At 48.0% G+C, this 24,846-nt stretch carries 17 protein-coding genes; 9 read left to right on the plus strand and 8 right to left on the minus strand.

The window, feature by feature from the left end; all coding sequences use genetic code 11:
- Window positions 1-53: 53 nt before the first annotated feature.
- From AB4875_RS07235 to AB4875_RS07250, 4 genes are all read right to left on the minus strand, one after another.
- Window positions 54-3,161 carry an error-prone DNA polymerase gene (locus AB4875_RS07235; protein WP_368375383.1) on the minus strand — a complete coding sequence of 1,036 codons (3,108 nt, stop codon included), beginning with the start codon at window positions 3,159-3,161 and terminating at the stop codon, window positions 54-56.
- Between the two features lie 4 nt (window positions 3,162-3,165).
- Window positions 3,166-4,650, minus strand: a complete 1,485-nt coding sequence (locus AB4875_RS07240; RefSeq protein ID WP_368375384.1) for a Y-family DNA polymerase — start codon at window positions 4,648-4,650, stop codon at window positions 3,166-3,168.
- On the minus strand, window positions 4,650-5,471 hold the full coding sequence (gene imuA / locus AB4875_RS07245; protein ID WP_368375385.1) for a translesion DNA synthesis-associated protein ImuA: 822 nt from the start codon (window positions 5,469-5,471) through the stop codon (window positions 4,650-4,652). Before imuA ends, AB4875_RS07240 begins: the two co-directional genes overlap by 1 nt.
- Window positions 5,472-5,712: 241 nt before the next feature.
- Entirely contained in the window at window positions 5,713-6,738 is a 1,026-nt protein-coding gene (locus AB4875_RS07250; protein WP_368375386.1) for an AraC family transcriptional regulator, read from the minus strand.
- 341 nt (window positions 6,739-7,079) lie between these two features.
- Here AB4875_RS07250 and AB4875_RS07255 point away from each other — a divergent pair, with 341 nt between their 5' ends.
- From AB4875_RS07255 to AB4875_RS07295, 9 genes are all read left to right on the plus strand, one after another.
- Window positions 7,080-8,213, plus strand: a complete 1,134-nt coding sequence (locus tag AB4875_RS07255; protein ID WP_368375387.1) for a saccharopine dehydrogenase family protein — start codon at window positions 7,080-7,082, stop codon at window positions 8,211-8,213.
- A gap of 18 nt (window positions 8,214-8,231) precedes the next feature.
- Window positions 8,232-9,788: a class I adenylate-forming enzyme family protein gene (locus AB4875_RS07260; RefSeq protein ID WP_368375388.1), complete on the plus strand. Its 1,557-nt coding sequence runs from the start codon at window positions 8,232-8,234 to the stop codon at window positions 9,786-9,788.
- Between the two features lie 38 nt (window positions 9,789-9,826).
- The gene (locus AB4875_RS07265; RefSeq protein ID WP_368375389.1) at window positions 9,827-10,630 is read left to right on the plus strand and encodes an SDR family NAD(P)-dependent oxidoreductase; all 804 of its coding nucleotides are present in this window, start codon (window positions 9,827-9,829) and stop codon (window positions 10,628-10,630) included.
- Between the two features lie 31 nt (window positions 10,631-10,661).
- A complete protein-coding gene (locus AB4875_RS07270; RefSeq protein WP_368375390.1) occupies window positions 10,662-11,903 on the plus strand; it encodes a thiolase family protein in 1,242 nt (413 codons plus the stop codon).
- 335 nt (window positions 11,904-12,238) lie between these two features.
- Entirely contained in the window at window positions 12,239-12,619 is a 381-nt protein-coding gene (locus AB4875_RS07275; RefSeq protein ID WP_368375391.1) for a hypothetical protein, read from the plus strand.
- Window positions 12,620-12,931: 312 nt separating this feature from the next.
- On the plus strand, window positions 12,932-15,643 hold the full coding sequence (locus AB4875_RS07280) for a helix-turn-helix transcriptional regulator (RefSeq protein ID WP_368375392.1): 2,712 nt from the start codon (window positions 12,932-12,934) through the stop codon (window positions 15,641-15,643).
- 281 nt (window positions 15,644-15,924) lie between these two features.
- Window positions 15,925-17,211 carry an acyl-CoA dehydrogenase family protein gene (locus AB4875_RS07285; RefSeq protein WP_368375393.1) on the plus strand — a complete coding sequence of 429 codons (1,287 nt, stop codon included), beginning with the start codon at window positions 15,925-15,927 and terminating at the stop codon, window positions 17,209-17,211.
- 40 nt (window positions 17,212-17,251) lie between these two features.
- Window positions 17,252-18,358 (plus strand): DUF5938 domain-containing protein, encoded by a 1,107-nt coding sequence (locus tag AB4875_RS07290; protein WP_368375394.1) that lies wholly within the window; start codon window positions 17,252-17,254, stop codon window positions 18,356-18,358.
- Window positions 18,359-18,388: 30 nt separating this feature from the next.
- Window positions 18,389-19,951, plus strand: coding sequence for a class I adenylate-forming enzyme family protein (locus AB4875_RS07295; protein ID WP_368375395.1), 1,563 nt, complete (start codon window positions 18,389-18,391; stop codon window positions 19,949-19,951).
- Between the two features lie 160 nt (window positions 19,952-20,111).
- On the opposite strand, the gene AB4875_RS07300 is transcribed toward AB4875_RS07295, so the two are convergent.
- From AB4875_RS07300 to AB4875_RS07315, 4 genes are all read right to left on the minus strand, one after another.
- On the minus strand, window positions 20,112-20,849 hold the full coding sequence (locus tag AB4875_RS07300) for a Coq4 family protein (RefSeq protein ID WP_368375396.1): 738 nt from the start codon (window positions 20,847-20,849) through the stop codon (window positions 20,112-20,114).
- Between the two features lie 85 nt (window positions 20,850-20,934).
- Window positions 20,935-21,819 (minus strand): metal-dependent hydrolase, encoded by an 885-nt coding sequence (locus AB4875_RS07305; protein ID WP_368375397.1) that lies wholly within the window; start codon window positions 21,817-21,819, stop codon window positions 20,935-20,937.
- A gap of 191 nt (window positions 21,820-22,010) precedes the next feature.
- Window positions 22,011-22,973, minus strand: coding sequence for an AraC family transcriptional regulator (locus AB4875_RS07310; RefSeq protein WP_368375398.1), 963 nt, complete (start codon window positions 22,971-22,973; stop codon window positions 22,011-22,013).
- 445 nt (window positions 22,974-23,418) lie between these two features.
- On the minus strand, window positions 23,419-24,642 hold the full coding sequence (locus AB4875_RS07315) for an FAD-dependent monooxygenase (RefSeq protein WP_368375399.1): 1,224 nt from the start codon (window positions 24,640-24,642) through the stop codon (window positions 23,419-23,421).
- Between the last annotated feature and the right edge of the window lie 204 nt (window positions 24,643-24,846).

Consider the following 24,846-nt stretch of genomic DNA (forward strand, 5'->3'; position numbering starts at 1 on the left):
AACACCTTTAAAAATCATGTCCCTGGTCTGCGCTGCATATGACGCCGCAGACATTAATGGAAATCATGGGATGAATTCTTGATATTCATAAGATGGTCGCAGTTTTCAATACTGAAGGCCACCACATGAATCACGGGTGTGGCATGGCCGCTTGCTGATTTTTGCAGGCAGCCTTTAACCATTAAAATACGGCCTTGTAAGACCGCTTTTTGACAGCGTTCTTGCACTGCTGGCCAGACAATAATATTACTGTTGCCGGTTTCATCTTCTAAGGTCATAAACATCACCCCAGAGGCGGTACCCGGTCGTTGTCGACAGCTGACCAAACCGCCAATACGAATAAATTTACCGTCCTTAATAGTGTTTAAATCTTGCGCCGTCGCACAATTTTTAAAGACCTTTTGACTGCGCAACAAAGCCATAGGATGGCGCCGGAGAGAGAGGCCGGTATGGCGATAATCACTGAGAACCTCTTCAGTTTCGACAGGGGGTGTGAGTTGTATGGTGTCCTGTGTCGCTCGCAAATTACCCAAGGGCGCAGGGGGCTGCCAGGCGCTAATTTCCCACAGGCTTTGGTAGCGGTGCATATTAAAACAGTGGAAGGCATCGGCCTGTACCAATTGCTGCCGGTACTGTTTGGCGATGCTTAGCCGAGTACAGAAATCGTCCATACTATGGAATAGCGCATCTTGCCGCACCCGGCAGAGTTGCGTCGCGATACGCTGCGTAAAGCCCTTAATTAAACGCAGGCCCAGACGCAGTGCGGGCGCACTGGGGTCGCCTTCAAGACGGTGATCCCACTCACTATGATTAATACAGATGGCGCGCACCTCAATGTCGTGACGACGGGCGTCTTGTATCAGTTGCGAGGGCGCATAAAATCCCATCGGCTGACTGTTCAATAGACCACAGTAAAACGCGGCGGGGTAGTGACATTTGAGCCACGCAGAGGCGTAGGCAAGTAAGGCAAAACTGGCGGAGTGGGACTCTGGAAAACCATAGGCACCAAACCCTTTCATTTGACTAAATAGCCGCTCGGCAAAATCTTCGCTATAGCCGCGCTCGCGCATACCGCCGACAAGTTTGTCGCGGAATTTTATTAAGTCGCCGTTCTTGCCCCAGCTGGCCATAGCTCGTCGCAATTGATCCGCCTCGCCGCCGCTGAAGCCAGCAGCGACCATTGCCAACTGTATGACCTGTTCTTGAAATACTGGCACCCCCAAGGTGCGTTTTAATACCCTTGCGATGGCGTCATTTTCATACTCGGCTTTTTCTAAACCCTGCCGACGCTGTAAAAACGGATGCACCATGCCGCCTTGAATCGGTCCGGGTCGCACAATGGCAATTTGAATAACCAGATCATAAAACGTGCGGGGCTGCAGGCGTGGCAACATGGTCATTTGGGCGCGGGATTCAATTTGAAATACCCCCACACTGTCGGCGATACATAACATTTGATAGGTGGCGGGGTCCTCCGCAGGAATATCACTGAGCTGATGAACCGTACTGCCAGCGGCGCTGATATAGCCAAGGCTCTTACGTAGCGAGCTGAGCATACCTAGGGCTAATACATCAATTTTCATCATTCCCAGTGCTTCTAAGTCTTCTTTGTCCCACTGGATAATAGTCCGCTCAGGCATGGCGGCATTTTCTATGGGCACCAAACTAGCAAGGGGGTCGCGGGTAATAACAAAGCCGCCCACGTGTTGCGATAAATGACGGGGAAAGCCCAGAATCTCATTAAGCAAAGCCATAAATTGCTGAATGGGAATGCTGTCGGTATCGAACTGGGTTTCTTGTAAGCGTTGAATAAAAGTGCTTTTGTCATCCCACCACGCCATATTGCGCGATAATTTTTGCAGCAAGTAATCGTCTAGGCCAAGGGCTTTACCCACATCGCGAACCGCGCTGCGACGCCGATAACTGATAATGGTGGCGGCGAGGGCGGCGTGCTGGCGACCGTATTTTTTATAAATATATTGAATAACTTCTTCGCGGCGCTCGTGTTCAAAATCGACGTCGATATCGGGTGGCTCGTCGCGCTCTCTAGAAATAAAACGCTCAAATAATAACTGTCCCCGCGACGGGTCAACCTCAGTAATAGACAGGCAGTAGCACACCGCCGAATTGGCCGCTGAGCCTCTGCCCTGGCAGAGAATACCTTGGTTGCGGGCGAACTGAACAATATCGTAAACCGTTAAAAAATAATGCTCGTATTGTAGCTCGGCGATTAAGGCGAGTTCTTTTTCCAGCAAGCTTTTAACCAGCTCGGGTACGCCTTTGGGCCAGCGCCGTTGCGCGCCATGCAAGGTGATTTCGCGAAGAAATTCACGGGCGTTTTTATTAATGGGCACCACTTCATTGGGGTACTGGTAACGCAGCTCTTTTAACGTAAACGTGCAGCGCTCGGCAATAGCGACACTCTCGCTGAGTAAGTCTGCGGGATAGTCTCGCTGTAGCAGTTCCCGCTTTTTAAGATAACGCTCGCTATTGGCCTGTACTTGGCTGCCAAGTTTCTGCACCGAGGTGTTAAGGCGAATGGCGCTGAGCACATCTTGCAAGGGCTTGCGCTGGCGGCAATGCATATGCACATTGCCACAGGCCACCATACGAATGCCGTGCTCGCGGGCGAGTTGATAGCGCTTAAAATAATAGGGCTCGGCTTGCTGCTGACCGTGAAAGCTGATGCCCAGCCAGAGTCGATCACTAAAATACTGCTTTAGCTCACTCGCGTAGTGTTCCTTGTCGTCGGGGTTGAGCCAAATAGCGAAACAGTGCTGACTATAACGTCGTAAATCCCCTAAGTTCAGCTGGTAACTGCCTTTGCTACTGTGCAGGCGGGCGCGACTAATTAGCGAGCACAGCTCGGTATAGGCAAGCCGCACCGGAGCAATTAAAACCAGATGAATTCCCTCGTCGAGAATAAACTCGGCGCCGCAAATTAATTTAATCCCATGCTCTTCACTGGCGCGATAGGCGCGCACAATACCTGATAGCGAACATTCGTCGGTAATGGCGATAGCCTGATAGCCAAGCTCGGCGGCCTTGCTAACGAGTTCTTGGGGGTGAGAGGCGCCGCGCAAGAAACTGAAATTACTCAGGCAGTGAAGCTCGGCGTAAGAGCTTGGCTCAGTTGGTGTCTCGGCTTTTTTACTATGCATGGCGCTACCCAAAAAAGCCGTGTAAATACCACTGGCGCTTCAGGCAGTCTTTGAAAATCCAGCACAGCGCGCCGTTTTGATGGCGGGCAATATAGTAATCTCGGGTTTGGCGCTGCTGCCACCACTGGCCATCAAAGCGTTCCGGACCTTGCAATAAATGCAATTCGCCCTGCCAGAATAAACCCTCGCCGGTTTCGCTAATCGCCTTGGGCGGGTGGCAAAGCCAGTTTGGTCTAAGCAGCGGTTTATATTCGCTTGCTGCTGATGGCGCCGCTGCCACCGCTTTTAGTTTGCTGTGGCTGGCGGTATGGGCATCGCGAAGAACCCAGTTCAGCTCTGGGAGGTGGGCGTCTTGCAAATTGAATTGATGACAGCGGTGGGGGCCTAATCTCAAGCGGAGTTTATCTAATACTTGGGCGGTCTTTTGCTGTTGCTGACTGTTATTGGCGGTCTCGAATAATTGCTCACTTTGCAGCTCGTTATGAATAAATTGCTCGCAGTGTAGGCTCAGTGTTTCTACCGAGCCTTTTAAGCTGAGTTGCTCTAAGCGCAGCATAACCAGTTCTATCAAACTGCGACGGTCAAAGTGGTGATGGCTTAGTGCCAAAGACCATGGCTCTTTGCTGCCGTCTAAATAGTGAAACTGCCACTCTAGATCGCGGTTCACACACTGTCGCAAACGCAGATAGTGCTCCAGTTCGCTGAGTAGCGCCGAGACCGGAAAGCGTAATTGCTGTTTGCTATGTAGGCCACCGTCAAAATGACGCTGGGCGGTGAAAGTTTCTGGGGGAATAAACTTGGGCCGAATATCTGCCTGTTCCCCCTCTAGTTTAGCGAGCAGCTTGGCAATGTCTTTACCGAAGCGGCGTTCAAGCGCGGCGCGGGGCAGGGCCTGAATATTACCCAGGGTGTGTAAGCCCATTTCCTGTAAGGTGCTCAGGGTTTTGGGGGGCAGTGTTAATAAGCTAATGGGCAGCGCGCTCAGGGCCTTTTGTAATGCGTCTTGATGCAATTGGCCGGCGCCATTTACTAAACTTGCCGGGCTTAGGTTTTGATGGCTGAGTAGCTCAGCCGCCAATGGCGTAGGGGCAATACCCAGCTTTACGGTAAGTCCACGGCGGCGAAAGGCGCTAATAAATTTACGGTATAGCCGCGCCAAATTGTTAAATAAGCGCAGTGAGGCGCCCAGCTCCAATAACACCGCATTGGGCGGGCAAAGACAGACGTCTCCGCTAAAGCGATATGCCCAGAGTGCAATATTGTCTAAATGCTGTTGCTCGCGCTTCAGGTCGCGGGGGCGAAGCTCTAGGGCGCTGCATAAACTGATGGCGGTAGTGACTGACATGCCCGCCGCGACCCCCGCTTGTTGCGCCGCGCCATTCACCATCTCGATGGTATTGTTATTTGTTAGTGCCAACATACCCGCTGAGCGGCTTTCGCTGATGGCGTCTAATGGCAGCTCTGGTAGCCTCAGGCACAACCACAGCATTAGTGCGACTGCTCTTTGCTGGCAGTGGTGGAGAGCTTTGTGACATCGTCTTGCTGTGGGGCGGCGAATATAGCGGCCTTGCCGGTTTTGCTTAAGAGACTAATTTTACGCAGGGCTTGGCGTTGAGGTGGCAGAGCCGGTGTAGTGTTATATACCGGCCAGCTGGCGGCGGCGCTCTGCTGTAAAAACAGCGCGGGCGGCCGAGCTAATTGCAGCTGCTGTCCGGCATGGCCCCCCTGCTGCTTTATCACATTAATCTGCAGGGCTTGGTTTGCGGCAGCTAACTGTAGCCGTAGCGGTGCGGGAGATATTTGTTGTGCAAAGACGGAGGGGCGAAAATGGATATGCCAGCATTGCCCTTCCAGCGCGGCAATATGCAGACGTCGCAGCTGTCGATCATTGAGATCCGCGCCGCTAAACCAGCTCAATACAGCGGCATAGGCGCCACTGCGGAGTAGCTCTTCGGCCGCCCACAGCTGGTCGCTCAAGGTTTTGGGTCTCACCAGTAACTGCTTATTTACAGCTAGTCCCTGTTCAGCCAAGGCTGGGGTATAAGGTAAAAACGGCGGGTTTAGCCACGCCATGGCTCGATCTTCAAGGCGCTCACGCAAGGCGGGCATAAGCAGCCACAACTCGCCAATGCCATAATCACCCAGCAACTCGGTAGAGCCACTGCGCGGCCAGCCACCAATGTGTAGGGCCGCATCTAAGGCTCTAAACCCAGTGCAGAGGCGATCACCGACCGCCACCCTAGGGCGGAGTTGCTGGCCTCGCCAGAGCTTGCGCTCATCGAGTAATTGGTCAAGGGAGTGAGTTTTCATATTGCCGCTAAAAATACGTCAGCAGGAGATTGCTGTATGTATATACAGTATATTAAGTGAGGCAAATGTCAATGTTGAGATTTGCATTCTCATGGAGTTTGAGCTTGTGGGCTTTGAATAGCGGGGGCTGAGCTCGGCTATAAAATATTACGACGTCGCTGATTTATGCTAAACAGCTAGATATATCTATTTGTTGTGGCTTGTATATTTTCTTAATGATTCTCATCAGCTTATTTAACCATTATTGGTCTTTCCAAATATTCGGGTTTTGTCTTATTTCTGCAAACAAGGAGCTTGGAGATTTTCCAAACCAACGTCGGCATGCATGGCTTAGTGAGCTTTGTTCTTTGTATCCGAGTAACGCAGCAATCTGCGATAGCTGCATATGATTTTCTTCTAAATAGATAATAAATAGCTCTTTTCTCACATCATCAAGTAAATCATTAAACTTAATTTCTTCCTCTTCAAGTTTACGTTGCATGGTACGAAGACTAACGGCGTATTTATCCGCGATGATTTTAAGCTTGCAACTTCCGGTGGGGAGTAAAGAGCGAATAGAAGCGCGGACCTGCTCCTCTAGCGTGGAGTCGCCTCGGGGAGTCATCTGTTCGATGTAATCGGCCAGTACTTCTTTTGTCTTCGGATCATTCATTGCAAGTTTTTTACGTAAATCGTCTAGCCGCATATCTAAACTATTAAATTCTTGCCCAAAATAAACAGGACAGCCAAAAAAGCGGCGATAGTGATTTATTGGTAGCAGGGGGCTGTGGCTGAAGTGAATTGAGTGTGGGCGAGATTGACTTCCCGTCAGTATTTGTAAGTGGCGGGCACCAACCCCAATACCCCATTCCAAAAATTGCCGAGATCGACCTGCTCTAGTTTCTTGGAGCTCGTAAATCAGACTGTCGGCATTATTGTTAAGTGGCTGAATTCCTAGTTTTATCGCGGGCAAAAAAACGTGCAGATATTTGATAATAGCACTTACGGCTTCCTGGCCATTTTCGCAGTGTTTTGCGATCAGGGCGACGGGCCCCAAGGTTCCTGGGCCTATCTCGTATCCTAGGCGAAGGCCGAAATCAGGAACGCCTAGTTCGTCGGCACAAGCTTCAAGTAGTTTTATAAAGGTGGCGCTGGGTAGCGTTGCGTCTTCATTTTCTAATTGTCGCGGTGATATCTGGAATTGCTGCAGTAGAGCGCGTGAATTACCCCCTAATTTATCTACCATCTCTGGTAGACCATGTAATGTCCACGCGCGCATATATCCCATGAGAGTCTCCTTAATCTAGCGAGTGTCATTTTTTATTGAGCTAGATTTGGCATTGTATAACAAACAGTTGGCGGGCAAAAACAAGTTATTCGCCTGTGAAATCCATATGGTGTAGTTATGCAGGATATAGCGGCATATGCCATAAATGTGAAAACAATAATGATGCCTGTATGAGGAATATAAGCTGTCCAGTTCCGATAATAGCGGCTTAAGACTAAGTGACATGATAATGCCAAAAATTATTTATTAATCATGTGCTTAGAGGGAATCACGCCGCGCTTATATCAATACGTTTGGACATATAACTAATTTTTTAAAAACCAAAATAAGGAGTAATAATAATGGCAAATTTTCCAGTGGTGGTTTACGGCGCTAGCGGTTATACCGGCATGTTAATTATGGATTGGTTGATAGACCAGAACATTGGCTTTACAGCCGTTGGCCGCAATGCCGAGCGGATCAAAGAGATGATGGCTGAGCGTGTTGTTCGTCTTGAGTCGGCGAAATACGAAATTATTGAAGCTGAGCACAATGTAGACAGCTTGGTTAATGCATTTAAGGGCGCGAAAGTCGTTTGTAATACGGTCGGCCCATTTATTAAATACGGGCTTGTGGCTGTTGAGGCCGCATTGAAAGCGGGTTGCCACCACCTCGATACTACTGGCGAGCAGGAATATATCCGCAATGTGCGTGATGAGTTCGGCGAAAAGTACCGTCAGGCCGGCCTGTTGGTGTCACCGTCATTGTCATATATGTACACGTTTGTAGAAATTGCCGCTGAGCTAGCGTTGGAAACTCATGGTATTGATACGCTCGAAACCGTGACTTTGGCACGGGGACCGAGAGGAGTAGGCGCAGGCGTTACCGTAGGCTCTACCGCATCCATTTTTGAAATGTATCGCAGCCAAGCTTGCTACCTATGGGAAAACGAACTAGTTCCTCACGCGCCAGATGCGTCATTTAATTTCACCTCACCAGATTTTATGGAGCCCGTCTTTGGACTGCCATGGGGCGGCACATCCCTGCCAATCTATTTTGAAAATGATTCAAGGGTCCGCGCCTGTGTTTCGGGTGTTGGGTTTTACGACAACCCGGTCATGAAAATGGTCCATGCCTTAGGTCAAAAATGGGAGGCTGAATACAAAGATCTTCCTGCTGAGCAACAGGACGCTGTTATCAAAGAACTTGTGGACTCTACGACACCAGCGATGCCGCCCCGTGAACGCACCACCATTCAGCGCTCGGTTGATTTCGCCATAGGGCGCGGTCAGTTGGCCGCTGTTCGAGCAACGGTACGTGGTGTTACTCCCTATATTTCAACAGGCGCACTTCAGGTCGCTGGTGTAATGAAGTTGCTGGACAATGACATTAATTGTGTCGGCTTCGCTTCCGGTAGCAAAGCTTTCGGCCATCGTTACTTGCTGGGTTTCCTTGAGCAGCGTGGTCTCGCTACTGCTACAGTTGAAACGCTATAAGCAGGGAGGGATTTAACGATGGCAATTATTGATTTCTTCGATCGAGGCTGGCGGATTAATCCTACGGGTACTGCTTACAGTCAGGGTGATCGCGACTGGAGTTTTAATGAGGTTGGCGATTTGTCTTGCCAAATCGCCAACGCGCTGTTGGCTACGGGCTTCTCCGCGGGTACCAAAGGCGCAGTATGGGCCGGTAACGATGTGGAGTCCTGGGCGTGTACCTTGGGCTTGTGGCGCGCCAATATGACCTGGCTGCCGGTGAATGCCCGGAGCTCTGTAGAGGGAAACGCTCAGATTCTCGATAACTTCGACTGCGATATTATTTTCTTCCAGGAGCAGTTTTTAGAAGAAATCAATTCGGTGCGTGATCAACTCGGCAAGGTCAATTTGTGGATTTGTATTGATGGCAATGTTGAGGGTACAAGCTACTTGCAGGCCTGGTGTCAGTCTCAGCCTGTTACTCGTCCCGATGTGCAGGTAGACCTGGACGATGTGGTGATGCTGTCACCTACTGGCGGTACCACCGGGGCGCCAAAAGGTGTGATGAATACCCACCGCAGTGTCCAGACTTTTGTCGCACATTTCATGATCAGCTGTCGTTATCACGCAGATGAAAAACCGGTAAACCTAGCGGCCGCACCTATGACCCATACGGCCGGTATTCTGTCTCTGCCCTGCACCGCTCGCGGCGGTGCTGTGGTGGTGTTGGCTAAGCCCGACGGCGGCCCACTGCTGGAAGCAATTGTTAAAAAACGGGTGACGGAATTCTTTTTGCCGCCAACGGTGATCTACCGTCTGCTGGATGTGCCGGGTATTGAGAATCTGGATTTTTCCTCTCTGCGTTATTTTATGTACGGCGCCGCGCCGATGTCGGTGGAAAAACTGAAAAAAGCCATCGAGGTCTTTGGTCCGGTGATGACCGGTGGTTATGGTCAGACTGAAGCGCCGGCGTCAATTGCGTTTCTTCCGCCCGACGAGCACTTTATTGACCAGCGGCTGGCAACTGATGAGCGCCTGTCGTCGGTCGGTCGGCCTAACCCGCTGGTTCGGGTGGAAATCATGGATGAAAACAATGCCATCCTTCCTGCGGGTGAGAGTGGTGAGATCTGCGTGCGCGGTGACCTGTTGATGAAGGGCTATTACAAGGCGCCCGAGAAAACGGCAGAGACTATTGTTGATGGCTGGCTGCACACCGGCGATATCGGCCATATCGATAGTGAGGGCTACCTGCATATTACTGATCGCAAGAAAGACATGATCATCACCGGTGGTTTTAACGTTTACCCCAGTGATGTTGAACAAGTGCTTTGGAGTCATACGGCCGTGCAGGACTGTGCGGTAATCGGGGTGCCTGATGCCGATTGGGGAGAAGCGATCAAAGCTGTTGTCGAGTTGAGTGAAGGTGGTCAGGTTAGCAGCGAAGAGTTGATCGCACTGTGCAAAGAAAAACTCGGCAGTGTTAAAGCACCGAAAACCGTGGACTTTGTTGAGTCGCTGCCGCGCAGCCCCGTCGGCAAAGTCTTGAAGAAAGATTTGCGGGAGTTGTATTGGTCCGACGCTGATCGCCGTATTTAGAACTCATAGCTACTTAAGACTAAAAATAAGAGGTATTTATGTCGTTATTTTCTGGAAAAGTCGCAGTGATAACCGGTGCCGGTTCAGGTATTGGTCGCGCACTGGCGCAGCAATTAGCTGCAGACGGTGCGCGCTTGGCATTGTCGGATATCAGTGAGGAGGCTCTGGCAGAAACCTGTGCCGTTCTGCCCGCTAGCTGTGAACACCGCAGCTATGTGGTGGATGTCTCGTCTAAGGATGCTGTTTATGCACACGCTGCAGATGTTGAGCGGGACTTTGGCGCGGCGCATTTTGTGTTTAATAATGCGGGCGCCACCGTGGTGGGCACTATTGAGCACCTCGACATTGATGAAATTGAGTGGCAGTTAGGCATTAACCTCTGGGGTGTTATCTACGGCTGCAAAGCCTTTCTGCCTTTAATGCGCCGTCAAGACGAAGGCTGTCTGGTCAATATCAGTAGCGTGTTTGGCTTGGTCAGTTTTCCTGCGCAGGGCGCCTACAATATCTCGAAATTTGGGGTGCGCGGTTTGACCGAATGTCTATGGCAGGAGCTAGCGGGAAGTGGTATTCGCGCGGTTTGTGTTCACCCTGGTGGTATCAAAACCAATATCGAAAAAGCAGGCAGGCGAACTCGTAACGCAGGTCAAGAAGAGCAAGTTTTTTCCGGTGCGGCCGACGCCATGTTGCGAACCTCTCCTGAAAGTTGTGCAAGGGACATTCTAAACGGTATCCGTCGTGGCAAACGTCGTATCCTCACTGGTCACTTGTCGAGCACATTATTCTGGTTATCGCGGCTATTGCCCAATCACTACCCTCGCGTGATCGCTTTGCTTTCGCCGTGATTGATTTTAATCATACCTAAAGGAATAAACCATGAGTGATATATTTATTGCGGGCATCGCGATGACGGTCTTTGGTCGTCATCCGGAACGCAGTCTTGAAGACCTTGCGAATGAAGCACTACAAGGCGCGATTAAAGATGCTAACTGCCGTATTGAGGATATTGGCGTTGCATACTATGCGGGTATGACTAACGGGCCATTACAGGGGCAAATCTCTATCCCAGGTCAGGTAGTGTTTAGTAAGATCGGTATTGAAAGTATTCCAGTATTCAATATCGAAAATGCCTGTGCCTCGGGTAGCTCGGCGGTCCATCTGGCTATACAGAGTTTGCGCGCGGGCAACTGTGACGTGGCTTTGGCTTTAGGCGCTGAGAAAATGAATATTCCGGACAAGGCCAAAGCCATGCAAATTTTTGAGGCAGGCTGGGATGTGTCTCGAGCCGAGGAAAACTTTGCCAGCCTGGCGCGTATGGGTGAGGGGGTGGAAATCCCACCAGGCAGTGAATCAGATCGGCCCTATAGTCGTTTTATGTCGATTTACGCAGGACTGTGCCGCCAGCATATGAAAACCTTTGGCACTACCCAGCGTCAGATCGCAGCCGTTTGTGCCAAGAATCACCAGCATTCGGTGCACAACCCTTACTCCCAATTTCGCAAACCCTTTACCATCGAAGAGGTGCTGGCGGCCCCCCCGATCACCTATCCGATCACTCTGCCGATGTGCGCACCACTGAGTGATGGCTCGGCCGCCGCGATTCTCTGTACCGAAGAAGGCTTAAAGCGGATTGGTGCGGATCGGTCCCGCTGTATTCGCGTCGCCGCCAGTGTAATGCGGAGCTTCAGTAATCGCAGTCTTGATGAGTATGATAAAAACGTCGGCCACCTGGCTGCCAAGCAGGCCTACGAGCAAGCAGGTGTTGGCCCGGAGGACATGGATGTGGCAGAAGTGCACGACGCATCTGCGATGGGTGAAATTATCCAGTCGGAAAATCTCGGCTTTGTAGCATTTGGTGGTGGCGGGCCGGCGGCCGAACGCGGCGAGTTTACCCTCGGTGGACGTATCCCCATTAATACATCGGGCGGACTGGAGTCAAAGGGGCACCCACTCGGTGCGACCGGGATCGGTCAGTTGTTTGAGCTTGTTAGTCAGTTGCGCGGTGAGGCAGGGGGGCGTCAGGTAGCAGGTGCACGTCTTGCCATTCAGGAAAATGGTGGCGGACTGCAGGGTATTGAAGAAGCTGCCGTTGCAATACATATCCTTGCGAAAAAATGATAGCGCGAAGGTGCTCTTTGGTTGCTTATGTAATATAGCCCTTGGCCTATTCTGAGCTCTAAGCGCTTAGTTTACTGATACATCGGCATATTTATGTGGTGTGCCTACAATCCGCTATATGTCGATATCGTGTGTCTATTGTTTTTGTAGCTTAAACTTAAAATAATAATGTAGAGATAGGTGTGATGGATTATGAAACACGTAACACTGCGTTTATCTACTTAAAGATACGCTTTGGGGGCATTCGGCCCTAGGGTGATAATGTGCTAATTACATAGAAAGCCGGGTCCGTTTATAGAACACGGTTCTTTATTTACACTGTGAGATAAAAAGAAATGTCAGAATCACAAGCACGACTATTATTTCAGATAAGCGCAATTTTTAACGGGATTGCATGCTTGATACTCTTTGCACCGTTTGGCATTGCGGGGCAACTCGGCGTCAGACCTATACCCGCTGGTGGCCCTTTTGAATTAATAGCGGTCTCTGCGATAGCCTTATTTGGCTTGGCCTACTTCTGGGTTTCAAAAAATCCTTACGGTAACTTACAGCTCGTGAAATTAGGCTTGATAGGTAAAATCGCTGTGGTAGCAATCGTCTATTATAGTGCATTTGTCGGTACTGCTAGTCTTGAATTTGCAGCATTGGCATCGGGTGATATCGTCTTCTCTGGATTGTTTATTTGGTTTCTTGTTGATGCCAAAAAGCGGGTTTAGGTATGTAAGCAGGGCGGTGAGGGGTTTATTCTAAGATAGCCTAAATTTTGACCTGCTGGGCAAATAATCCTTGGCATCTGCTTCATACAGAACAGATATGGGCGTCTCATCCTATATCTGCTTTCAAGTCGTTCACCTTTATGGCTAATTGTGTCTTGCTGCAATACTATGGATAAACTAGATGTTCATTTCATCAATCTGCTGAAATGCAAGATATTATAAGAATATTAGCTATTATTCATAACAGTCACTAAGTGATTTTCGACTGTGCTACACGACCTGAGTGTAGCTAAACTTGGAACCCCAAACGCAATGCCCGCCAGAAAAAATTTCAAAATAATTACCGCCAAAACTTTGCCGCCGCAAAAACGTGGTAAACAAGTATCTCGGCATAATGAAAGCCTGTTGTTAAAACAAGTTAGCGAAGCGCGTCTGTGTTGTGTCGTTGCACCCCCGGGCTACGGTAAGACTAACATTCTTTCGCGCTCATTTAGGCATCTAAACAATTTAGGATATCTTGTTGCGTGGGTGAGTTTTGATGCTCAGGACAATCAGTTTTATCGTTTCCTTTCCTATGTGCTGGCTTCATTACAGCAGGTTAGCGCACTTAAGCGAGAGTGGCGTGACTTACTACTAGACACGTATTTGGAGGATCAGGGAGACCATTTGTTGTCAAGTTTGATAGAGGAGCTATCAGATAGTGACAATGATTTGTATCTTATATTGGATGACTTCCATCATATTCAGGACCGGCAGATACATGATTTCCTGAAACGCCTACTCGACTATGCACCTTATAACTTTCATTTGATTATAGGTTCGCGACAGCGCTTAGACGTCAGTTTCTATCGAAGTGTTCAGCATAGTACATATGTAGAAATTGGTTCTAGTCAGTTGCAGCTAAACTTGACGGATACACAGCATTTTTTTAAAGATTGTTGTGATATGGAGCTGTCGCCAGCGGAAGTGGAGCGTTGGCATCGAGATACTGAAGGATGGGTATTTCCCCTTAAATTAGCCAGTATCTCTATTAAACAACGGCCTGGTTTTGCGCTGGGTGATTTATTACAAAAAGACCGAGGTATTTCAGAATACCTTAGCGATGAAATTTTAGCGGGTATGTCTAAGCCATTTGCAAATTTTCTTATGGCTATAGCTGTACCCGATATATTTTGTATTGAAGCCTGTGGTTATATTGCTGGGGTCGCTAATCCTCATGAGTTTCTAGAGCAGGTGCAATCTCAAAATCTTTTTATTGAGCGCTTGTCGAGTGACGGAGAGTGGTTTCAACTCCATCCATTTTTCCGAAGTTATCTCGAAGCGCGCCTAGCTAAGGAATCTCCGGGCTTGTTAATTAGCCTGCATCGTAAATCGCGAGAGTGGTTTGAACAGAATAATATGCCTAGCTATGCAATAAAACATGCCATAGATGCAGGTGAAAGTAAGCTATTAGCTAGCCTATTAGAAAAGAGTTGTTACGACCTACTATTAAATGGCCAGTATATGGAGCTAGTAGGGTGGGCTCAATTATTGGGGGATGAGGATACCCGATCTCGGCCGAAACTATGTTTTGCGGTGGCTTTTAATTACATTTTAATGCATCGGTTTGAGGACGGACGCCGCCTTATTGAGTCATTGACAGATTCGGCAAAATTACGCCGACAATTGGGTGAGTTTAGCGATGGCTTGCCGATACTTTTGGGCTTGGATGCGGGATTTCGGGATGATGTAGATGCTGCTATGACACACTGTCGAGATTGGCTTAAAACTATCGAATCGCCGAGCAAAACCTTGCCACTTTTATTGATTACTGGCTGTAATATTCTTAGCTACTGTATGCTTTATAAAGGGCGATTTGCAGAAGCTTTAGATGTGCAAGTATCTTGGAAGGCAGTGCCAGAAAATGAACTTCCCGCCTACGGTATTGCATACGCCAATTGTTTAGAGGGCCTAGTAAAACTTCACTCGGGTGACATTGCTGAGGCAGACCGAGCTTTTATTAGGGCAGGTAAGGTCGCTGTGGAGAAGCTGGGAGAGTTTTCAATTTATTCATCCTTTCCAACGGCGTTTCTCTGCGAGATACGCTATCAGCAAGGCGATTTTCGTTTTTTGTTGGAGGAAGTGCTGCCGAGCTTGGATACGATCAGTAAGATTGGTCTAGTCGATTCCCTAATACACTCCTTTCCCTTGGTCGCCTCTGCCCTGCATTTTAATGGTCGCTACGTGGAGGCTAATGAAGTACTCGATAGGGCCGAATCTATAGCTAGGCTTTGCGGATGGCCGAGATTGGCGCTGGCATGTATGCATCAAAAGTTACGTTATGCGATTGAGAACCGCGCTTCTATTGATCGTCAGTTGATCAATAGCAAAGTTGAGAAAATTGAGGTAGATGCCGGCAAGCGACTTAATATCAGCGCTCAGTACTATTTGGTATTAATTAAAGCTGAGAGTTGTGCTGCTACTGGTCAATTTAATGACGCCATAGATTTGGTCTTTTCTTTCCATAACGTGTTGATTGAAAAGAGTTTTTTGTATCTCGCTTTTTTGTGTAAAGTCAGGTTGGCTTTCTTTTATGACATAAATGGTGATCAGGACAAAGCTATTAATGTACTAAAAGAGTGTTTTGATTTTGCCGCTTCCGCCAAATTGACCCAGGCATTTGTGGACGCCAGTTACATTAGCCCAAGTTTACTGAAGGTTTACGGTAATTCGACGGTCCTTGGCAGCCATGTTGAGATGCTGACTGAAATAAATAGTCAGATCAGTAGCCATGGTAAGCTCAAAGACAGTTCGCATGAAGCAAAGCCAGTTGACAGTGTGGAAATAGATCTCAACGTCAGTGAGCGTGAAGTAGAGATTCTAGAATTACTTGGTCAAGGCTTAACGAACAAGCTTATTGCTCGATCCCTCAGTATTGGGCAAGAAACAGTCAAATGGCATATTAAAAATATTTTCGGTAAGTTGGAAGTGAACTCTCGCGTCAACGCGGTCCAAAAGGGGCGTCGTTTAGGCCTTATCGCATAGCGCACTGCCAGATAGCCTGCTATTTCACTGATCGCTTACTATTCTCGCGCGGTATAGCCAACGTCGTTTACCGCTTAATTCTCAAATTTCCCCAACCATTCCCTCTACCCCCCCCATCACTGGTGGGGATATTTCTCTCAAAATCTATAGTCTAGATAGTCGTCATCGAATCTAAGACAGGTTTTGTGAACATCAAATATAGATCGTAGAGCAGGTCAAAAAATAATGTCGAGTCAGTATACGCTCGCTTGGTAAATTGAAATCTAAACCGAGGAAAAACAATGTTTGCTTTCGAAAAAGTAGAATTGCCTGTATTGGGCTTGCGTGGTCTTGAGGCGGATCTCTCTGAAGAAGAAAGGGCAATACAAGAAAATGTGCATAGGTTTGCCCGTGATGTTATGCGACCGATTGGTAAGAAATTGGATGCTATGTCGCCCGAGGAAGTCATCGCAGAAGGCTCGCCATTACACGACTATATGGCACAAATGTATGCCAGCGGTATATTGGATTTAGGTGCGCTCGACAGTATGAGCGATCTGGAAAAAAGCCGTATTTTCCCGATTATTTTTGAAGAGTTAGGCTGGGGTGACTCTGGTTTGGCAATAGCGACCCTTGCATCGGCGATACCGGCATTTACAGCGCACACTACCGGTGATCCAGAGATTATTGAGCGTTTTGGTAGTCTTCCTGGCTGCTGGTTGGCGACACAGCCAGATAAAGGCAGTGAAGTAGTAGATATGGATGCGAGCAATGTCCATCCTGGCGGCCAACAGAACAAGGGTAATATTGGGGTTCGAAAGGAAGGAAATGAGTATGTGATTAATGGGCAGTCGTCTGCGTGGGTGTCATACGGGCCATTAGCCCAGACCGCCATGGCCTATCTTCCCTGTGATTACGGTGAAGGAACATTTAAAGAAGGTACACAGGGGCTAAATTGGGTTGGGGTTCTGATTCCTCTTGATCAACCGGGTGTCTCCAGAGGTAAGCCTTTAGATAAAATTGGTCAACGTCCTTTACCCCAAGGCGAAATCTTTTTTGACAATGTTCGTATCCCTGAAAAATTTGCTATTGCTACCGGAGAAAAAGCGATTGGTCAGATGATGGCAACACTGACTTTTGCCAATATGGAAATGGCAGCCACCTTTACTGGCGTTGCGAGAGCCGCCTTCGAGCACGCCTTAGAATACGTCCACGAACGCAAGCAAGGTGGTACAGCAATCATAAACCACCAATCTGTACAGACTAGAATTTTTTCTTTGTGGCAAAAAGTTGAAGCGGCACGGGCCCTGTCTCATCGCGTTTTTAGCTACAACTATTCAGCGCATGGCCCACATTTGTTGGCATCCGTTACGTCTAAAACCTTTGTTACAGATACCACGTTTCAGGTTGCCAGTGATGCGCTGCAGCTGTTTGGCGGCAATGGCTTAACGAAAGAATATCCCATGGAGAAACTGATGCGCGATGCCCGCGCAGCGATGATCGAGGACGGTGAAAACACGATCCTTGGCCTGAAGGGAGTGACGTGGTTAAGCTGTTGGTATCAGGATAAAGCAGGTATTTCAGTTTAATAAGATTAGTACTTCAAATATTTAATAAAGGATAAAGATCATGGCTAAGAAACCTGTCGTTGTTTATGGCGCTAGCGGTTACACCGGTAAATTGATTTGTGAATTTTTGCGCGAATATCAAATCCCCTTCATAGCAGCGGGTCGTAGTCGGGCGCGCATTGAAGAAGCGTTAATCACTGTCCCTGGTATTGAGACCGCCGACTATGAAATAGTGGAAGTCGAGCACAGTGTTGCCGCATTGACCGAGTTATTAACGGGCTGCGAAGTTCTCTGTAATACCGTGGGTCCATTTGAATACTTTGGCGAAGTAGCTGTTGAAGCGGCAGCGAATGCCGGTGTTCACTATATGGATACCACCGGTGAACAATCTTATATGATTGATATGCGTAACAAATTCCATGAGGTCTTCAAAGCCAATGGTAAGATTTTGGCGCCCAGCACTGCATATATGTACACACCACTCGATATTGCGATGAATATGGTTTTGGAAGATGGCAGTATCGATACCATCGAAGCGGGCTGCCTGGCAGCGGGTGTACCAACTTACGGTTCAACGCAAACAATTTTTGCTATGTTCAAAGCAGAACACCTGTATTTAGAAAATAATAAAATGTTGCCATGGGAAAAGGGGCGTGGTTTTGAAATGGCTGTACCCGGTAAGATGATGACCCAGCTTGCTCATCCCTGGGGTGGCGGCAGTGTTCCGATGTGGTTGGAAAATGACTACCGTGTACACAGTGCGCGTCAGCTGACCGCATTCACCAATCGAACTATGTACGAACAGTTAATCGCTCTACAGAAACATTACGAAGATAATATCAAGCCACTGCCGCTTGATAAGCAGGAAGCTGCGCTGAAGGAAATCGCTGAAGGTATGCAGCCCGGTATGCCGCCTCGCGAAAATAGAACGGTACAACGTACGACTGATTTCGTTCATGGTATAGGTACTGGGGTGCGTAAAACCTGCGTAATTCATACCGCTGCGCCATACCAGTTAACGGGTGTTGTGCAGGCTGGCCTCGCGTCCTATTTGCTAAGCGAAGCGCCGCGTAAAACGGGCTTTGTTTCCTCATGTCAGGCAGTTGGTCACGAGGTTATGTTGGGTGCTATTAAGAAGTTCCTGCCAATTCAAGTCGACATGTACTAGTTTTAGCAAATTGATGAAAGAGATATAACCATGAGAATGATCGACTACTTTGACAATGGTGCGAAGTACTATCCAAACAATATTGCCTTTATCGATGTTGATTGCGGCGATGCCAGCATTACCTATGCAGCGGCCTCTGCGGTGACCCATCGTATAGCGGCGGCGATTCGAGGTAATAGCTATCAGCAGGGCAGTCACATTGGCATATTAGCGCCAAATTCGACCATCGCATTTTTGACGCTATTGGGCTTGTTTCGCGCTGAGGCGGTTTGGTTGCCGATAAATCCTCGCAATACGGTTGCTACGAATGTCGATCTTCTTACCCGCTTTGACGGTGATCTGCTGTTTTATCACAGTGATTACGCCCAAGAAGCGCAACAAATTATGGACGCGGTACCAAATATACGCGAAGCAGTGTGTATTGATGGTGACGCGACGGTAGGCAGCACACTTGAAAATTGGAGTGAGGGCCACCCTGAAACTCACCAGATGGGTCCTGCAGATTTGGAGGCGACCTTTGCGGTATTTCCTACCGGTGGTACTACAGGGAAATCCAAAGGCGTGGTGTTGAATCATCGTTCGATATACACCATGTATCAGAACTTCTACGCACATTTTAATTATCACGATGAGACCTGCCATTTAGTTGTTGCGCCAATGACGCATTCGGCTGGGATCATAGGCGGATTACATTTTGCTCGTGGCGGCACGAACGTAGTTATGAGCAAAGCTGCGCCGAATTTAATTTGCGATGCCATTGATAAGTACAGTGTGTCGCATCTCTTTCTACCGCCGACGGTTGTATACATGATGCTGGCGTTGCCAGATGTAAAAGATCGCGACTACAGTTCACTGCAGCATTTCTTGGTGGGTGCAGCGCCTACGTCTGTAGAAAAACTAAAGGAAGCTGTCGCTGTTTTTGGGCCTGTTATGACGGAAGCCTTCGGTCAGTCAGAAGCGCCGGCGGCAATTACCGCCAAAGCTCCTTGGGATTATATAGATAAAGACGGGAATATTAATGAGCGTCGGCTTGCGTCGATTGGCCGACCCTGCGTCAATAATCGTGTAGCGATTCTTGACGAAGACGGGAAGGAGCTTAAGCGCGGACATGCAGGCGAAATTTGTATCCAAGGGGATTTGGTCTCGCCGGGCTACTATAAAAATCCCGAAGCCACTGCAGAGGTTAGGCAGTTTGGCTGGCATCATACCGGCGATGTCGGGGTGATGGATGATGAGGGTTTTATTACCATTGTCGACCGTAAAAAAGACATGATCATCACTGGTGGCTTTAATGTATTCCCTAATGAAGTTGAGCAGATCTTAAATTCTCATTCTGCGGTTCAGGATTGCGCTGTTATCGGTGTTCCCGATGACAAATGGGGTGAGGCAGTTAACGCCATTGTTCAATTAAAAGCCGGGCATGAATGCGATGAGGAAATTTTAATCGCATTATGTAAGCGGGAACTAGGTGGTGTTAAGGCCCCGAAGGTCGTTGAATTTATAGACGATCTGCCACGTAGTTCGGCAGGGAAAGTGCTTAAAACCGAGCTGCGTAAAAAATATTGGGAAGGCAGAGAGCGAGCGGTAAACTAGCTATTTTGAGGTGCTTATTGTCTTCTAGTGTGGGAATACTATTTTTTCGTAGTGATTCCCATCAAATTTAATCAAATTCTGGGGCTAGCTAAACTGAATAGCTTTTCATGAATTTTTAATATGATCCATCTGCTAGCTAGTAGATGGATCATATTTGGATTTACGCGGCAAGAGAGAGCGTGCTTGGCAGTGTGCCCGCTTCTGAGATACCGAGTTCTTCGCGTAATTCATCCAGATTTCGATGATATATATTTTCCCAGTCTAAGCCGACGACACATTTTGCCTTGCTACCAATATCGTAGCCCTTACAGAAGGCGCGAACAATGTCACCCAAGCTGTCACGTTTTTTCCAAACGTGTTGCAGGGTCAAAATAGACAGAAAAAACGCAAAGAATGAAAACTTGGGCATTTGCGCCATGTAGAATCCGGAGACCCCGTATTCACCGTTCATATTGAAATAGTGCCCGGTTAAAACATGCCAAAAGTCATGCGTTTCGTACAGGTGAGCCATTAACCAGTCGCCATCAGTATTTCCTGGTATTGGTTCGACAATATTTGGATCGATACCGCGCTCAAGAGATAAACTTGCGAAAGTATGACCAAAACTGCCAACAGGCATGCTTGCTAAGTGCTGTTGATCGATACGTTTCAGCCTGCGTCTGCTTTTCATGGCCTCTGCGACTTCAGGGTGGTCTTCTAGAAGTTCTTCGGCTAGTAGATCCCAGCGAGCGATTTTCTTACCGAACTTTGAGCGATTAAAATAGATTTCGACAATTGCAGCTTCATCTACATTCGCCTCCAAATCGTCAGGATCTTTAAGAACCCGCCATGTGGCGAGTACCGCTCTAAAGAAGCCACGAGGCTTACTCGAGTATTTGTAACCTTCCTGAATTTTCATAGACATACTCTCTTTTATTATTGCTATGCAAGACAGTTGCGTTAAGGTTTATTGAAAACCTTAGCGCAAGTTAACTTTTTATTTTTTAAACAACCAGATTTTGCGGCGCGTATATTTCCTTTTCATATTTCTGAATTAGGCTAGTGTTCTCATGCCCGAATGTTAGTTTATAGCTAGGCGACATGTACTCTGCCATCCGCACAGCCATCTGCCGGTATATGCCAGGGGTCGCCCATTGGTACTTTAGCAGAGCTATGCGGTTCTTGACGGAGCGGGAGTGCCCAAATCCCTCCGCAAATATGTCTAATGCGCCGTCGACGAGATTGAATACGTGTTGTGATGCGCGCAGTGCTGTCTTCATGCGGTGGCTGTAGGCATTACCCATAAAGTAGCGATATTGGTCGTGACTAACTGCACCGTGCTCGGCCTCTTCCATAAAATGCCAAACAAACAGACGCCTTGCTTGAGGATGAATTTGCGCTTGCATTGCGCGGTCATTCAGTAGAATCATTGCGAAGGAGTAAAGCCCGTGCTCTGCAGCGGAAACGAAACCCAGCTGGTCGATTGGTGTAAATCCAGCAACCATTTCCTTTAACTTATTGTCGAAGTATTGGGTTGCGCCATCAATATCGTAGCCAAGCTCTTTTAAACGATTATTGAATTTTCGGTGAGTAGAGGAGTGTAATGCCTCCTGTTTAATCATCGCATCAACATCACGTTTTAATTTGTCATCCCCAACAATGCTGTCTAGTGTGGGTTTAAGTGATTTTATGAAAAAACTTTCTATGGGAGTGGCTCCGCATGAGAATGCGGCATACAGGTAACTTAGGAATATATCGCCTTCTACAAATTGGCGTTCTACTTGGGAGAAGTCCCACTCCAAATCCCGGCGTACCGGTATATCGAACGGTGTCTGTGAGATCGTTTGTGTCTGGTTTAGGTCGTCTAAAGGAATACCGCTGTTACTCATAACTATTTCCTATTTTCATGGTCCGTTGCAATAGTACGAACTTTTTATTATTTCTAGGATAGAGGTGGGAAGGATGGAGCGGAATGTCTATATTCGACATTGTCTTGGTCATTCTGACAAATATATTTGCTAGGCAGATCGCCGTTCACAAATGTATAACCATCGCTGTTGCTAAACATGACGGCAGCAAATTACTTGGATAACAGCTCTCTTTGGAATTCGGTTGGACTCTTTCCTGTCCACCGTTTAAATCCATGATTGAAGGCGGTGATGTCGTTATATCCGAGCTTCCGGGCAAGCTGAGATATATTCATTCTTGGGTTTCTTAGCTGGGTGCGGGAATACTCAACTCGACAACGCATTAATAATTCGCGATAGCTGGTACCTTCTTTGGTCAGCGCGAATCGCAACTGACGATCAGAAAGATTTAGTTGTAAGGCAAGATCGTGCATATTTGGGGGCTGAGAGATCTGGGAAGTTAGTATTCCGCTGATTTTTTCGGAAAGCTGACCGGTAATTCTGCTGTCTTTTAATTGTTGTTCATACTCTACGCCATAGCGTTTAAACGAGGCTCGGTCAGCAAAGGGATTTGGCGTCTCTAACACTTTCTTGGGAATCACACCTGTATTTTCACTTAAATTGATGTCAGGGCAAATGGCAAAGAACTTTTTGTACATTGCTAGATAGGTATCTGTGCAATTTCGAAGTTTTATACTGTGGAAATTATGGCTGCCGCCAGTGACTAATGAGAGCTCAGCGGAAAGTGCAGAAAATACAGCGGCGGTGAGAAATATTTCCGCTGTTTCAGATGTCGGCAATCTGAAATCCAACGCGAAATAGCCGAAATGTTCATCTTGAGTGAAATCGAAAGTGATCAACGGTGCCTGAAGCTTCACATAACGTGCAAGAAAATGCAGGCTGTCGCCAAGCGTTGGTGCAAACTTCATGGGTATTGCGAGCGGCGCGTAGGCAGTTAGCGGAATTTGCGAACCGGCTAGAAACGCTAGCTCATGTCCTAGGGGCAGCTCAGCCATAATTTCGAAAAGACGACGTGCTTGCTCGTGCTGATCGGCGAATGGATTTTTGGCAAAGCTTTGGACTAGTTCATTTAGCTCGCCGCGGACCGGGCTTTCGGGAGGTATCGCGTTTTCCAATATCTCCTGCAGATATACCCAGAACGTTGAGAGTGAGCCTGACATTGCAAAGCCTTTGTTTGTTGATTTTATGAGGGCAGAAATTATTCTACCATTTAGGCATCACGGGCTAGAACTGTCAATAAGACCAAGTACTTGTTTATTATGACGCACTCTCACCGCATTGCGTACGGTCCAGGAAATGATATGTTTTTCATTCCAAATAGTAGGCATCGTTGCTGGGAGCGCTTAGATGAGAGTTGATGTATCTGCGGCTTGAGTAGACTTTGCCGTAAATGGACATACTGTTTATGTCAGGTAAAGGGTGCCCTTAGCTAAATTCACCCACGATCCTGTCATTACATTGCTTGGTGTGCGTCACGATTGACCTTATCGATAAGTCGATATTGAAAGATGCCCGCTTTTTTATTATAGATATGCTTGGACAAGCTCCGATTCGCTAGAGCTACTTCATATACCAGTTTTTACCCTCTAGCATCGATTGCCACCATTGGTTCATCTCGGTTTCAGACATATCGTTCCATATCGGTGCGGATGTGACTAGTCCGTCGCCGAGGGTTCTAGAAAGGGTGACCTGTTGCCGAAGCTTGGGTGATTCCTGCAGCTGCCAGCTTTGTAAATTGTCTGAGATTGACGATGATGTGCTTTGCAATGCCTGCGCAAGGCTCAGGGCATTGTCGATGGCTTTTACCGCGCCTGAGGCTGCGTGTGGCCGAAGTACCGCTGCTGCGTCACCGATAAGTACAATGTTGCTAGTTACTAATTTCTTTGCATCGAGATCTACAATTGCTTGAACAAAAGGGGCAGATGTTTGGCGAAACAGGTTTGCGCTTAAGGCGGGAATATTATTCAGTAAGTTGCGCAGATGCTTTTTGGCAGAATCATTTAGTGAGTGTGCCGAGCTTGCTTCAGGGCTTTTCGCGTCAGGTAATAGTTTGCTAAGAAGATCGATATCGACCTTGTCGTAGATTCCCCAGTTTAAGGTATGTTTTTGCGTTGAGGCCGAGTGTTCGCTCGCAGGAATGACATAACAGCCAGCCATTCCGCCGTTGTATGGGTGCCAGAGAACATCGTTTTGCGGTGTGGGTATTTGCCACGCGGGCGCTGATGTTTGGTCTAGTAGCCCGCGCCATAGCACATACCCCGAATAGTTAATCTTTGTTGGGCCATTGACTAGATCGCGGGTCCGAGAGTGGATGCCGTCTGCTGCGATCACAAGGTCTGCGAGATAGGTAGAGCCGTCGCTTAATGTGAGTACTTGGCTCTGATCGTCATTTTGTTTGATGTCCAGGACGTCAATACCATTGATGTAGTCTTGCTCAAATACCCGTTTCCTTAGTTGTGCAAAAAGGTGGCCCCATCGCATCGAAACTGCGTCGAGTGGGCGGTGCCATATCGAACGGCCTTCTTCGGCATTGCTAGCGTCTTTTACTCTATAGCTCATACCACTTAGCGGGGTATGTGGGGTGTCTTGGTCTAGCCATTGCTGTTCCTTGAGAGACTCGAATAACGGTGTGGGTATCACGATCCCGGCGCCGCGATCCTGTAATTTACTAGAGGAGCGCTCAAAAATTTGAACATCGTGGCCGTTTTTGGCGAGTGCAATCGCCGCACTGCAACCAGCGATGGAGCCACCTACGATTGCGATTCGATATTTTTTATTTCTCATAAGGATTGGCGACTACCTTGGCGTCTCGGTGGCAGAAAGTTCTACGATAAGCGAATAAGATAATTTGGATTACATATCTTGGGCTGTTGAGTCTTTGCCGTTGTAATGGAGTTGCTTCTAAGAAGCGCTGGGAGGTTGAGGTAGTGCAGGTCAAACGGGCAAATAGCCGACACCATTTTGCGATGATGTCGGCTATTTGCCTTA

Origin of the sequence: Zhongshania sp. R06B22 (genome assembly GCF_040892595.1) — a bacterium.
GTDB lineage: Bacteria > Pseudomonadota > Gammaproteobacteria > Pseudomonadales > Spongiibacteraceae > Spongiibacter > Spongiibacter arctica.

What these genes read in the sequence shown, in the direction of transcription:
- imuA (WP_368375385.1), bottom strand. Translation starts at nt 5,471, where the DNA reads ATGAAAACTCACTCCCTTGACCAATTACTCGATGAGCGCAAGCTCTGG.
- AB4875_RS07280 (WP_368375392.1), top strand. Translation starts at nt 12,932, where the DNA reads ATGCCCGCCAGAAAAAATTTCAAAATAATTACCGCCAAAACTTTGCCG.
- AB4875_RS07260 (WP_368375388.1), top strand. Translation starts at nt 8,232, where the DNA reads ATGGCAATTATTGATTTCTTCGATCGAGGCTGGCGGATTAATCCTACG.
- AB4875_RS07300 (WP_368375396.1), bottom strand. Translation starts at nt 20,849, where the DNA reads ATGAAAATTCAGGAAGGTTACAAATACTCGAGTAAGCCTCGTGGCTTC.
- AB4875_RS07250 (WP_368375386.1), bottom strand. Translation starts at nt 6,738, where the DNA reads ATGGGATATATGCGCGCGTGGACATTACATGGTCTACCAGAGATGGTA.
- AB4875_RS07295 (WP_368375395.1), top strand. Translation starts at nt 18,389, where the DNA reads ATGAGAATGATCGACTACTTTGACAATGGTGCGAAGTACTATCCAAAC.
- AB4875_RS07275 (WP_368375391.1), top strand. Translation starts at nt 12,239, where the DNA reads ATGTCAGAATCACAAGCACGACTATTATTTCAGATAAGCGCAATTTTT.
- AB4875_RS07270 (WP_368375390.1), top strand. Translation starts at nt 10,662, where the DNA reads ATGAGTGATATATTTATTGCGGGCATCGCGATGACGGTCTTTGGTCGT.
- AB4875_RS07265 (WP_368375389.1), top strand. Translation starts at nt 9,827, where the DNA reads ATGTCGTTATTTTCTGGAAAAGTCGCAGTGATAACCGGTGCCGGTTCA.
- AB4875_RS07240 (WP_368375384.1), bottom strand. Translation starts at nt 4,650, where the DNA reads ATGCTGTGGTTGTGCCTGAGGCTACCAGAGCTGCCATTAGACGCCATC.
- AB4875_RS07235 (WP_368375383.1), bottom strand. Translation starts at nt 3,161, where the DNA reads ATGCATAGTAAAAAAGCCGAGACACCAACTGAGCCAAGCTCTTACGCC.
- AB4875_RS07315 (WP_368375399.1), bottom strand. Translation starts at nt 24,642, where the DNA reads ATGAGAAATAAAAAATATCGAATCGCAATCGTAGGTGGCTCCATCGCT.
- AB4875_RS07285 (WP_368375393.1), top strand. Translation starts at nt 15,925, where the DNA reads ATGTTTGCTTTCGAAAAAGTAGAATTGCCTGTATTGGGCTTGCGTGGT.
- AB4875_RS07290 (WP_368375394.1), top strand. Translation starts at nt 17,252, where the DNA reads ATGGCTAAGAAACCTGTCGTTGTTTATGGCGCTAGCGGTTACACCGGT.
- AB4875_RS07255 (WP_368375387.1), top strand. Translation starts at nt 7,080, where the DNA reads ATGGCAAATTTTCCAGTGGTGGTTTACGGCGCTAGCGGTTATACCGGC.
- AB4875_RS07305 (WP_368375397.1), bottom strand. Translation starts at nt 21,819, where the DNA reads ATGAGTAACAGCGGTATTCCTTTAGACGACCTAAACCAGACACAAACG.